The sequence below is a fragment of the Acinetobacter tjernbergiae DSM 14971 = CIP 107465 genome (assembly GCF_000374425.1).
In the GTDB taxonomy this organism is placed as follows: domain Bacteria; phylum Pseudomonadota; class Gammaproteobacteria; order Pseudomonadales; family Moraxellaceae; genus Acinetobacter; species Acinetobacter tjernbergiae.
The window spans coordinates 94,184-106,808 of the sequence record NZ_KB894367.1; the positions used below are offsets into that span (position 1 = coordinate 94,184).

Below are 12,625 nucleotides of genomic sequence, written 5' to 3' on the forward strand. Positions count from 1 at the left end.
GGATGTACCTTAAATATTAGTTAGGTAAACAAATATTTAAGATTCCATCCAACTCATCCAATGAGTGATAATGAATGACCATTTTCCCTTTACCTTTCTGGTTATGGTCAATTTTCACATTTGCTCCAAAACGTTCTGATAATTTCTGGGTCAACTGTTCAATATCAGGAGAAACCTGTACCTTTTCCTTTTCAGGTTTTGGCTCACTCCACTCACGCACCAATTGCTCAGTCTGACGTACTGACAAGGCTTTTTCAATCACGATTTCCGCCACATCCATCTGGTCTTTTGCTTTCAAGGTTAGAATAGCGCGTGCATGCCCCATATCCAATTGACCTTGTTGCATTAAGTCTTTAATCGGATCAGGCAAACTTAACAAGCGTAGTAAATTGCTGACAGTGGTACGTGCTTTACCTACAGTATCCGCAATTTCTTGATGGCTCAAACCGAACTCATCATGAAAACGTTGCAAAGCAACTGCTTGATCAATTGGATTGAGATCTTGACGCTGAATATTTTCAATTAACGCTAGTGCAATCGCAACTTGATCATTTAAATCTCGCACGATTGCAGGAATTTCCGTTAATCCTGCTAATTGCGCAGCACGCCAACGGCGTTCACCTGCAATAATTTCATAAGAATATTGTTCATCTTCGATAGGACGAATCACAATTGGTTGCATCACCCCGTGTTTCTCAATCGACGATGCAAGCTCTTGTAAGTCTTGTTCTTGGATAAAGCGACGTGGTTGATATTCACCACGTTTTAATAAATTGACATCAATTTGCTTGAGTTGACCATGATCCAAGGCTTGTGCTTCAAGTTGCAATTTTTCTTTTTGAATTGAACCCAATAGCGCATCTAAACCACGACCTTTAGCCAATCCGCGTTTTTTGATGCTCATATAGCACTTCCTTTTTTCACTTTACTTTTCTTCAACATTTCTGCGGCTAAATTCAAATATGCAACCGCACCTTTTGAACTTTTCTCAAAATAGATCACAGGCAAACCATGAGCTGGCGCTTCTGCTAAACGAATATTTCGAGGAATCACCGTTTCATATAACTTTTTACCAAAATACTGCTCTAACTCAGCCGACACATCACGCGTCAACGCATTTCGAGCATCATACATGGTACGTAATACCCCAACAATTTCCAAGCTTGGATTGAGCGCTTTTTGTATACGATCAATCGTCTGAGTCAAGTCAGCCAAACCTTCCAAAGCATAGTATTCACACTGCATTGGGATAATTACACCATTAACCGCAGCCAAAGCATTCACTGTAATCAAACTCAAACTTGGTGCGCAGTCCACAATAATATAATCAAAAGCTGAATCAACTTCTTGCAAGGCATTTTTAAGAATAAACTCACGCCCTTCTTGTTCAGCAATTGCAAGTTCCACACCCGCAAGCTCTCGGTTTGCACCTAGAACTTTATAACCAACTTCAGCTTTTTGAATCGCCGTTTCAATTGGCACTTCACCCAACAACACATCCGTAATCGAGTAAAGTAAATCATTCTTTTGAACGCCAGATCCCATAGTGGCATTACCTTGAGAATCCATATCAACCAATAAGACACGTTTCTTCAAAATCGCCAAAGAAGCAGCAAGATTAACGGCTGTTGTGGTTTTTCCCACGCCACCTTTTTGATTTGCAATCGCAATAATTTGAGCCATGATTACCCTTAATATTTTTTATTGAATTCGTTGAAGTAAAAGTAAATGACGTTGTTCATCTAATCGTGGTACACGCAGCTCTATCACTTTGCATGCATACTGGTCTTTCATCTGTTCCATTTCATCAACTGGAATCAAGCCCTTCATTGCAGCAATAATACTTTGCTCATGCATATAAGGTTGCGCCGCATCAACAAAATCAGTTAATGATGCAAATGCTCGACTTGTAATGACATCAAACTGACCAAGTTCACCAATCGTGTCTTCATTTTCTACACGTGTTTGAACTGCAACAACATTATTCAATTTTAAATCGGCGATAAATTGCTTTAAAAAGCGAATTTTTTTCCCATTTGAATCCAATAGCACACAAGAACGTTCTGGTTGGCATAATGCAATGATCATGCCGGGCATTCCACCGCCCGTACCAACATCCAATAATCGCCCTTGTGGTAAATCATTTAAGATACTTAAACTATCTAACAAATGTTTAACCAACATTTCTTTTGGATCGCGAATTGCGGTCAAGTTGTATGCTTTGTTCCACAGCACTAGAGCATCTTGATATTTCAATAGTAGTGTTAGTGCTTCTTCACTCAGGTTTAAACCTAAAGCCTGACTACCTTGCTTTAATTCTTGAAAAAAAGGATGCATAACAGTGCAACATCTCGATAAACTTGCCGTGCAGTATACCGATTTCTGATACAAGGCACAGTAGGACTTGTTGAACGATTATGCAGTTAAACATTTACAAACATGATAAACTGCATAATCCATTAGGTTTTTCGTCTTTTCTTATGCAAATCAAAGATAGACAAAGCATTTTTATAAAAACACACCTTGTATAATTTGTTGATCAAGCTGCTCCAAACGCTCTGGAGTGCCAACATCCACCCAGACCCCTTGTAATTTTTCAGCAGAGACTTGCTGTTGTTGCATCGCTTGTTTAAGCAAGGGTGCTAAAGGTCGCTTACCATTTTCTAAACCAGCAAACATTTTGGGTGCTAAAACCGCAACCCCACTATAGGTCAAAGCTTCACCTAACTGTGCTTGCTCAAAAGTACAAGCCAAACCATTCACAAGGATAAAATCACCTTTCAAATGTTGTGGGGGGTTATCAACCAACACCAGATGTGCCTGTTTGTCACCCAACTCGACATTTAACAAGGGAGCGAAATCCATTGTGGTCCAAACATCACCATTCACCAAAATAAAGGGTTCATCACCCAATAATGGTAGTGCATTGACAATCCCACCTGCGGTTTCAAGCCCTTCACCTTCGTGCGACCATAAAATCGTCACACCGAATTGAGAGCCATCACCCAAAGCAGTTGCCAGTTTCTCACCTAACCAAGCGGTATTGATGACAATCTCGGTAACACCTATCTGTTGCAGCTTTTCAATATGCCAAACAATCAGGGGCTTTCCACCTACTTCAAGTAAAGGCTTAGGCGTATGCAACGTTAAAGGTCGCATACGATTTCCTAGACCTGCTGCAAGAATCATGGCTTTCATTATGCAACGACCTCATATTCACCATATTTAGCGATGAATTTTGGCATCACAACATCATGCACAAATTGCATAAAATCATTAAGCTCAGTATAAGTTTGGCTTTCTTCAAGTAAGTACCACATCACACGTGGTAAATCTTTTAAATAACCTGATTTGCCATCACGCTCAAACAGGCGCACAAAAATACCGAGAATCTTGAGGTGGCGTTGAATTGCCATAAAATCAGCATCACGCTTGAATTGCTCAAAGCTACGATTTTCTTTTGCAGTCGCAGGTAACAAGTTATAGAACACCTCGAACCACCCATAGACTCGTGCAGCATTCCATTGCACATACGCATCACGTGTAATCGAAATCAGATCATAGGTATCAGCACCAATCACTGCATCTTGAAAATCAATCACGCCAAGAACCTGTTCATTCTCGATTTTCATCAAATTACGACTATGATAATCACGATGTACAATGACTTGTGGCTGATTGATTGCCTCAATCGCAAGGAAATCAAAAGCCTGTTCAATCGTTTCCAACTGCTGCTCTGTCGGCTGAATCTCTAATGACGGCAACATCCATTCGGTTAGCAGACGCATTTCTGTCATCAACTTTTCATAGGAATATGCTGGCAACTGTTGATGTACGTCGATCTGCTGTAAGTCAATCAACTGCTTGAAGCTTTGTGCATAATATTGATCAACAGTGTCATCATTTAATAAAGTTGATAATACGACATCACCAAAGTCTTCTAACAACAACAAACCGAGTGATAGATCTTTGGCAACAATATGCGGTACACGCACACCATTTTGATCAAAGAACTCATCAATCTCTACAAATGGGACGCAATCTTCTTTTTCAGGTGGCGCATCCATGAGCATATATGTTTTGTTTTGTAACTTAATTCGGGCATAGCGACGAAAGCTCGCATCTCCAGCCAAAAAATTGATCTCAAATTGATCGGTTTGGAGAGTAGCTTGAAGCCAAGTTTGTATCAATTGTTCGCGTTGTGTATTCATTTGCAATAAAATCTAAAACTAGCTGAGATTTTGAAAGCTTAAGTGTAGCCACTTATCAACTTTTTCTCTATGATGCGACAATAATTAATTGTGAATTAGCGTACTGGTTAATGAGACAATGAAACATCAGTTTAAATTTAATCCTTTAGCAACAGCTATTTTAACACTCTTGTGTGGCGGCTCGATTCAATCCAGTTTCGCAGCGCAGGCTGATGTTGTCTCTACGCTTGACAATAAACAGCTCAAAGCAGCCATTCAAAAAGATCAAGTGCAAGAAAACTATCCTGGCGAGAAGTTTTTTCAGCAATATTATGTTGATAAATCTGCACCAGAAGCACAATTACGCGACAATCGCTATTTGAGCTCCTCTTTTTGTCAGGGAACATGGGTCACACCAATCAATCCTGAAACAAAGGCAAGTCATTCAAATACAACGACCTCTGTGATTACCGCAGATTATGGGCATTACAACCCTACTGGCGATTCTGTTCTACAAGGTAATGTCATCATTGACCAAGAGGGTCGAACGATTCGTGCAGATCAAGTCACGATTGATCCAACACAAACACATGCCAAAGCTCAAGGGCACGTCCAACTTGCTCAATCAGGGTTACTTACCCAAAGTGATCATATTGACTATAATTTAAAAACCCAAACAGGCGATTTAAATAATAGTTTCTATATTTCTGAACAGCAGCATGCACATGGACACGCAAGTCAGATTAAACGTCAGAATGAAAATCTAATTGTACTGAAAGATGCAAGTTATACCGCTTGTCCGCCTGATCAAAAACCTGCTTGGAAAATACAAGCCAAACAAATTGAACTGGATCAAGCTTCTGGTCGTGGTGTCACTCGTGGAACCAAACTTTATGTCAAAGACGTTCCCGTCCTAGCAGTACCTTATTTCAATTTTCCCATTGATGACCGTCGTACAACAGGTTTATTAAGCCCAAATTTTGGCTATAGCAACGATGGTGGTGCCCAACTTACGACACCCGTCTATCTTAATCTTGCGCCGAATTATGACCTGACACTCACGCCAAGTTATATGAGTCAACGTGGTGCAAAATTAGATGCAGAATTTCGCTATATGACCGAAGATTTTGGTTCTGGTCGTATTTGGGGTGGTTATTTACCCACAGATAACCATTATGACGATAAAAATCGAAGCGATTTACATTTTATTCACAATTGGAAAATCAACAATCAGTGGTCAACCGATTTAGAATATAATTACGCATCGGATAAAGATTACTTTGCTGACTTTAATAACAATCCGAATACGCGAACAGACCTTAACTTACGTCGTGCTTGGGAACTCAATTATCGCAATGGTATCCCCGGGCTTAAGGCACAGTTAAAAGTTGAAGACTTTCAGACGCTTGATCAAAAAATTCTAGACGCAGACAAGCCTTATGCCCGTCTTCCACAGTTTTTATTAAATTATGTTGGCGGTGACCCTCAAGGTCTACAATATGAGTTTAATAATGATACTGCCTACTTTAAAAAATCAATTAACGATCAATCCGCATTAGAGTCTAGTGGTACACGTATTTACAACCAATTTGCTGTGCGCTACAACTACCTAACACCATCTTGGTTCTATGCCGTTCCTGAAATATCGATCAGAAGTATTAACACCTTTTACGATCAAGACTCAAAAGAAGGACGTGGGCTATCTACATCTGATGATTTAGAAAAATCAGTTGCTGTCCCTCAATTCACCATTGCAACAGGCATAACTTTCGAAAAAGAGGGTAAATACTTACAAAGTATTTCACCACGTGCTTTTTATGCTTATTCTCCCTACAAAAATCAAGATGATCATCCAAACTTTGATTCCACAACAGCATCAATTAATTATGATCAGCTATTCAATCCATATCGCTTCTACGGACATGACCGTTTAGATGATAATAACTTCTTATCACTCGGTGTAACCTACAGTCTACTAGATACTGAAGGTTTAGAACGGATTAAAGCCAGTGTCGGGCAAAGTTATTATTTTAGCGATCGACGTGTAACACTCAACCAACAACCTGACGAATTTGACACCCAACGTCGTACAGGGCCAATTGTGAACATATCAAGTCAACTCAATCAGAACTTCACCCTTGCGGCTAATTCAGCATGGATGTCAAATGGTGATAATGCTCAACGAGACTTCCAAGCTTACTATGTAGGCGACACAGGAAAGCTATACAATTTGGGTTACTTCTATCGTAAAAATATTCCTGATCGTCAAAGCTCTTACGATCAGGCTGTTGCATCCTTTATACAACCAGTAAAAGACAATTGGCGTATTATGGGCCATGCTCAATATGACCTGGATAACAACCTAATGCGTGAATATTTACTTGGTGTTAATTATGAGTCTTGTTGTTGGGCTGTTTCAGTATATGGTCGTTCTTACTATAATGATTTAGATGATCCAAACTCATCTGATGTCCATAGAAAACGTGCTGTCATGGCTGAATTTACACTTAAAGGTCTCGGTGCTTTAAACAACAAACTCGCTTCTCTTCTTGAAAATAGAGTTTTAGGTTTCAACAAAATTAATCAATCTTGGACACAACGTTAATGAAGATAAAATCTTTCCAACATATCTTTAAAGCGACTGTTCTCGCTGCCCTAATTTCTTCCTCAATGCAAAGCTTTGCTCAACCTACGGATGAGGTTGTTGCAATTGTAGATAGTAGTGTCATTCTTAAAAGTGATTTAGAACAAGGAATTGCCGAAACAGAACATCAGTTAAAAGCGCAAAATAAAACAGTTCCACCGCAACAATATTTACAAATGCAGGTTTTAGATCAGCTGATCATTCGTCAAGCACAATTAGAGCAAGTCAAACGCTTTGGCATCAAAGCTGATGAAAAAAGCCTAAATGCAGCCGTATTAAAAATTGCAAATCAATCAGGTGCAAATACATTAGAAGCATTTCAACAAAAATTAGATGCGATTGCACCAGGTACCTATGAGAATTTACGCAACCGAATTGCTGAAGATCTTGCGATTGGTCGCTTACGTCAACAACAAGTGATGTCTCGTATTAAAATCAGCGATCATGATGTTGAAAACTTCCTAAACTCTCCTGAAGGTCAAGCTGCACTTGGGACACAAGTTCATGTGATACATATGCGTGTTTCTGGTGAAAACAGTGCTGATGTACAAAGAATTGCTCAAGAGGTAAAACTCTCTCTCACTAACAATGATGATGCCAAAGCTATTAGCTCAAAACTCTCCACCTCAACAATTAAAGTCGATGGTGCAGATATGGGTTTTCGCTCTTTATCCGAAATCCCAAGTGAACTTGCTGCGCGAATTACTCCTTTAAAAGTCGGACAAACAACAGAACTAATTAATGTCCGTGATGGAACACACGTACTCAAACTTATTGAGCGTAAACAAGATGATCAAAAAGCCTTAGTTTCTCAATACCAAACTCGTCATATCTTGATTCAACCATCTGAAGTTGTTAGCCTCGATCGCGCAAAACAAATGATTGATAGCCTGTATAATCGTGCGAAGGCAGGCGATGATTTTGCAACTTTAGCTGCAACCTATTCAAATGATACAGGTTCAGCACGTGATGGTGGTAGTCTTGGTTGGGTTAGTCCAGGCGTAATGGTGCCTGAATTTGAACAAGTGATGAAAGAAACACCAGTTGGGCAAATCAGCAAACCTTTCCAGAGCCAATTTGGTTGGCACATCTTACAAGTGACTGATACTCGCCAACAAGATATGACCAAAGAAGTTCAAGAGCGTATGGCTCGCCAAGTTTTAGGTGAACGTTTATTCGATACCGAAGTGGATAGTTGGATGCGTGAACTGCGTGCTAATGCTTATGTTGAAATTAAAGATACAAGCTTAGATTCAAAAGTAACTCAGCAAAAATAAGTCCATTACATTAAAATGCCAGCGATTTAGCTGGCATTTTTTATGATTAATTTTTATTTAATAAAATTTTACCTTAGCTAAGTTCTCACTTCATCGTAATGCAATAAAGTACAATAAACTAAATGCCACCAAAGAATAGAAAACAACATAAACTACCCACTACTAGAATTATCATCAGTATAGATTATCAATTCTGATTCTGGGTTTGCAAAAACATAATGTCCTGAAGGTAATTTTAGAACGAAAATAATAACACTATCATGTTTTAGAAATTTATATATAAAATTATAAAAGTCTAAAATACTTGCAATACAAAAACATGATGTAAAGATATAACTAGGAAGTCTAAGCGAAACACTTACTGATTCTTTTTCATTTATATCCAAATATTTATGTATTTGATTGACACCATCTACAATAGACCTCTTGCAAAAGTCAAAAAACAATCAGATGTAAGTATTGATTTTATTAAGTTTGATCAATTCTAAAATCATTGAAAATGGCACTTATGCAAGAGGTCTAATATAAACATCCCTATCTGATGGGGTTTGAAACATCACATTGTTCGATGCTAATATTCTTTCCGCTAAACTTTCATTATCTTTATCTTCACACCCAAATAACTCTTTTTCATCAATACTTAAAAGTTTTGATATAATCTCATTATGCTCTATTCGTTTCATTTTCTCATTATGCTCAGTCAATTTTTGAGCTAAAAGTGATCTAGACATAATTCAATACTCTATTATCTCACATCATATGTGATTTTCGACATCCACTGCACATTGCAATCTAAAACTGGTTAATATCTAATTTATAAAAATTATTCAGTTAATATATTAGCACCCTACAGCACATTTTATTTTCTACACTTAGAAATAAAAAAACAGCACCAAAAGATGCTGTTTTTTATTCATCACAAATTAATTATTTGTAACGATCAACCATTTTCTCTAACGAAATTGGGCGAATCTTATCTGCATTACCTGCTGTACCAAATGAATGGTAACGATCTACACAGATTTGCTTCATTGCTTCAACTGTTTCACCGAAGAATTTACGTGGATCAAATTCACTTGGTTTTTCAGCCATCATACGGCGCATTGCACCCGTAGATGCCAAACGTAAATCGGTATCAATATTAATCTTACGCACACCATGCTTGATTGCTTCTACAAGCTGCTCAACAGGCACACCGTAAGTTTCCTTGATATCGCCACCATATTGGTTAATCACTGCCAACCATTCTTGTGGTACAGAGCTTGAACCATGCATAACCAAATGGGTATTTGGCAATGCAGCATGAATTTCTTTGATACGATCAATCGCCAAGATATCGCCTGTAGGTGGACGAGTAAACTTGTACGCACCATGTGAAGTACCCACAGCAATCGCCAAGGCATCTACATTGGTGTCTGTAACGAATTGAGTTGCTTCTTCAACAGAAGTGAGCAATTGAGAATGATCGAGTACGCCTTCCGCACCCACACCATCTTCTTCACCAGCCATACCAGTTTCAAGGCTACCCAAGCAACCAATCTCACCTTCAACCGAAACACCACAGGCATGTGCCATAGCGACAACACGACGTGTTACATCAACATTATAGTCATAAGATGTTGGTGTCTTACCATCAACGCCTAATGAACCATCCATCATCACTGAGCTAAAACCCAATTGAATCGAACGTTGGCAAATATCAGGGCTTGTACCATGATCTTGGTGCATTACTACTGGAATATGCGGCCACTCTTCAATCGCAGCTAAAATTAGATGACGTAAGAAAGGTGCACCTGCATACTTACGTGCGCCTGCTGAAGCTTGCACGATGACAGGTGAATTAGTCGCATCTGCAGCGAGCATAATTGCGCGCATTTGTTCTAAGTTGTTTACGTTAAATGCTGGTACGCCGTAGTTATATTCTGCAGCGTGATCCAAGAGCTGGCGCATTGAGATTAGAGCCATAATATCCTCCCAGGTAATGCGCCATATTCTACATGTTGATTTACTTCAATTCAGCAACTAATCACTGGATTTCCCAAAAAATTATGAATCTTTTGTGTAATTTAACCAGCAAATTGCACTTAAAATAAAAAAAAGACTAAATCAAAAAGTGATTTAGTCTTTCCAAATGAAATTTAGTCATATCAAATGCGATACACTAAATTTAACTTAAACTTAGCAATAGCCTTCCAAACGCGTTAAAGGAAGCTTTTTACCAATTGCTTTTTCAATTTCTGGTAAATAAAAGGCATCATCCTCAGATAAGAAACTAATACTCACACCTTGAGCCCCTGCACGCCCCGTACGACCAATACGGTGAACATAATCATCCGACTGCTCCGGCAAGGTAAAGTTAATCACATGAGAAACACCATCTACATGAATACCACGACCTGCAACATCTGTTGCGATCATAATATTATTTTTACCCTGCTTAAACTGATCTAGCATTTTCAAACGTTTATCTTGTGCGATCTCACCAGATAACATTCCAACTCGATAACCATCACGTTTTAAATGATCATACAAACGACGTACTTGATCTCGACGATTCGCAAAAATCATGACTTTATCAATAGGTTCATCACGAAGAATGTCTTGTAGAAGCTTATATTTATCTTCTTTGGCAACCATGTAAACACGCTGCTCAACATCATTATTGGTTTTCTGTTCTGGTTCAATTTCAACAGTTACAGGCTCAAACAACCATTGACGTGCAAGATTAAGCACATCATAACTAAAGGTTGCAGAAAACATGAGCGTTTGACGTTGTTCTTTATATGGAGAAAAACGAACAATTCTTTTTACTGATGGAATAAAACCCATATCAAGTAAACGGTCAGCTTCATCAATCACCAAAAATTCGATTTTATCCAACCAAACTTCTTTTTGCTCAACAAAATCAATCAATCGACCAGGTGTTGCAACAATAATATCGACAAAATTACTGTCCAACATTTTCTTTTGTTTATCAAAATCCACACCACCCAACAACGTCACAAGGTGTAAATTTGAAAACTTAGTTAATGCTTGCGCATCACTTTCAATTTGTAAAGCCAACTCGCGTGTAGGCGCTAAAATCAAAGCACGTGGTTCACCACGAAATCGCTGCTCTTGAATTGGATTATTCAACAAATCATTGATTACACTAACCAAAAATGCTGCTGTTTTTCCTGTACCTGTCTGAGCCCGACCAATAGCATCGTGACCTACTAGTGTATATTTCAAAACCTTTTGTTGAATTGGGGTCATTTGCGTGAAGCCCAAAGCGTCAATTGCCTTTTTCAACTGCGGATGTAAATTTAAGGTATCAAAACCAGATGTCATATAGGTATGCACTCGGACCAGCAATGATCAAAAAAAGAAGTATTATAAACAAAAACGCCCCAAATTACATTGGAGCGTTTTTATATTGCGTTAAAGCAACAAATTAGTCTAAAGGCTGAACGTTTTCAGCTTGGAAACCTTTTTGTCCTTGAACTACGCTGAATTCAACGCGTTGGCCGTCACGTAAAGAACGGTGACCGTCACCCATAATTGCACGGAAATGAACAAATACGTCATCACCGCCATTACGTTGAATAAAACCAAAGCCTTTAGTGTCATTAAACCACTTTACTACGCCTTGTTCACGAGCTGTCATAAGTCAATCCTCAGATATTGAAAGATAAGGACCTTCCGGTGTTGCAAACAGCAGAGCCAACAAGGTTTTAAAATTTTTTATAATCTTAAAGCTTGTAATCATTCTGTAAAACTATCAACAATTTCCGGTTACATCCATTTGTTATAGGTTTTTAACGATAATATCGTATAACATATATCCTAAAACGCATCGAGCTTAACATGGGTTTATGATAATTAATAGGTTTATTTTCAGTTATTTCAAATAACTTCATCCGTTTTTTTCAATAATTTAGCGGTTTTTTAATGATTTTTTTTACTATAAAAATAAGAGACTCTACATCTAAAAATTGAGCAGGAATTTTAATAAAAACCAGCCAAAATATGCACAAAAAAAACAAACAATGTTAGCAATCACCTTTCCCAAGAATACCATCTAAAACCATTTCAACAACAAGCTGAATAATAATGATTATCGGTTATAATGTTCTACCCAAAATACTCTTGAACAACCAGAATTAACAAACACTTAGATTACTCGCATTTAACTCACCAATCCCCTAAAGTAAACCGCCTCTAAGAACACTCAAGCTAAAATAACCCGAATCGTGGATAAAAAATTGACTTGAAAAATAAAAGAACTAGAGCCATCAGTTGAGTTACCAAACCTAAAGCTCTAGTCCTAATGTTCAATAGTACCGAATTATTCTGTGTAATCGATGATTTCTTTCTTAAATTTGAATCAACTTATTGGAAGTTTCTCAAACAAATCCGCTACTCTTTAAGAATCAGAACTGCACAGCTGACCATCTCGGAAATTAGCTTTATCGCCATTTGGTATAAGTGTTCTCACTTCAGTAATTTCAAAGCCTTTTTCACATGGTTAACGG

11 protein-coding genes and 1 pseudogene are annotated in these 12,625 nt (G+C 38.2%); 3 read left to right on the plus strand and 9 right to left on the minus strand.

All coding sequences use genetic code 11. The annotated features are described in order from the left end of the window. Positions 1 to 16: 16 nt before the first annotated feature. The 5 genes from C502_RS0112030 to C502_RS0112050 form a co-directional block, all read right to left on the minus strand. Positions 17 to 904, minus strand: coding sequence for a ParB/RepB/Spo0J family partition protein (locus C502_RS0112030; RefSeq protein ID WP_018679072.1), 888 nt, complete (start codon positions 902 to 904; stop codon positions 17 to 19). Then, complete coding sequence (locus C502_RS0112035) at positions 901 to 1,683, minus strand: ParA family protein (protein ID WP_018679073.1); 783 nt, start codon at positions 1,681 to 1,683, stop codon at positions 901 to 903. The genes C502_RS0112030 and C502_RS0112035 overlap by 4 nt, the downstream gene beginning before the upstream one ends. 18 nt (positions 1,684 to 1,701) lie before the next feature. Then, positions 1,702 to 2,337 (minus strand): 16S rRNA (guanine(527)-N(7))-methyltransferase RsmG, encoded by a 636-nt coding sequence (gene rsmG / locus C502_RS0112040; protein ID WP_018679074.1) that lies wholly within the window; start codon positions 2,335 to 2,337, stop codon positions 1,702 to 1,704. A 171-nt stretch (positions 2,338 to 2,508) separates the two neighbouring features. Beyond that, a complete protein-coding gene (gene murU, locus C502_RS0112045; protein WP_018679075.1) occupies positions 2,509 to 3,198 on the minus strand; it encodes an N-acetylmuramate alpha-1-phosphate uridylyltransferase MurU in 690 nt (229 codons plus the stop codon). After that, positions 3,198 to 4,211, minus strand: a complete 1,014-nt coding sequence (locus C502_RS0112050; RefSeq protein ID WP_018679076.1) for an aminoglycoside phosphotransferase family protein — start codon at positions 4,209 to 4,211, stop codon at positions 3,198 to 3,200. The genes murU and C502_RS0112050 overlap by 1 nt, the downstream gene beginning before the upstream one ends. Before the next feature lie 118 nt (positions 4,212 to 4,329). Here C502_RS0112050 and C502_RS0112055 point away from each other — a divergent pair, with 118 nt between their 5' ends. Next, positions 4,330 to 6,795: an LPS-assembly protein LptD gene (locus tag C502_RS0112055; RefSeq protein ID WP_018679077.1), complete on the plus strand. Its 2,466-nt coding sequence runs from the start codon at positions 4,330 to 4,332 to the stop codon at positions 6,793 to 6,795. After that, positions 6,795 to 8,111, plus strand: a complete 1,317-nt coding sequence (locus C502_RS0112060; RefSeq protein ID WP_018679078.1) for a peptidylprolyl isomerase — start codon at positions 6,795 to 6,797, stop codon at positions 8,109 to 8,111. Before C502_RS0112055 ends, C502_RS0112060 begins: the two co-directional genes overlap by 1 nt. Before the next feature lie 506 nt (positions 8,112 to 8,617). On the opposite strand, the gene C502_RS0112065 is transcribed toward C502_RS0112060, so the two are convergent. The 4 genes from C502_RS0112065 to C502_RS0112080 all read right to left on the minus strand — a co-directional run bounded on the left by C502_RS0112065 (position 8,618) and on the right by C502_RS0112080 (position 11,757). Beyond that, positions 8,618 to 8,842, minus strand: coding sequence for a hypothetical protein (locus tag C502_RS0112065; RefSeq protein ID WP_018679079.1), 225 nt, complete (start codon positions 8,840 to 8,842; stop codon positions 8,618 to 8,620). A gap of 196 nt (positions 8,843 to 9,038) precedes the next feature. Next, on the minus strand, positions 9,039 to 10,076 hold the full coding sequence (gene fba / locus C502_RS0112070) for a class II fructose-bisphosphate aldolase (protein WP_018679080.1): 1,038 nt from the start codon (positions 10,074 to 10,076) through the stop codon (positions 9,039 to 9,041). Positions 10,077 to 10,289: 213 nt separating this feature from the next. Continuing rightward, complete coding sequence (gene rhlB, locus C502_RS0112075; protein ID WP_018679081.1) at positions 10,290 to 11,441, minus strand: ATP-dependent RNA helicase RhlB; 1,152 nt, start codon at positions 11,439 to 11,441, stop codon at positions 10,290 to 10,292. 103 nt (positions 11,442 to 11,544) lie between these two features. After that, positions 11,545 to 11,757 carry a cold-shock protein gene (locus tag C502_RS0112080; RefSeq protein WP_004653893.1) on the minus strand — a complete coding sequence of 71 codons (213 nt, stop codon included), beginning with the start codon at positions 11,755 to 11,757 and terminating at the stop codon, positions 11,545 to 11,547. A gap of 663 nt (positions 11,758 to 12,420) precedes the next feature. On the opposite strand from C502_RS0112080, the pseudogene C502_RS18900 reads away from it, so the two are divergent. Next, positions 12,421 to 12,625 (plus strand): annotated as a pseudogene (locus C502_RS18900) (IS982 family transposase); the annotation flags it as partial.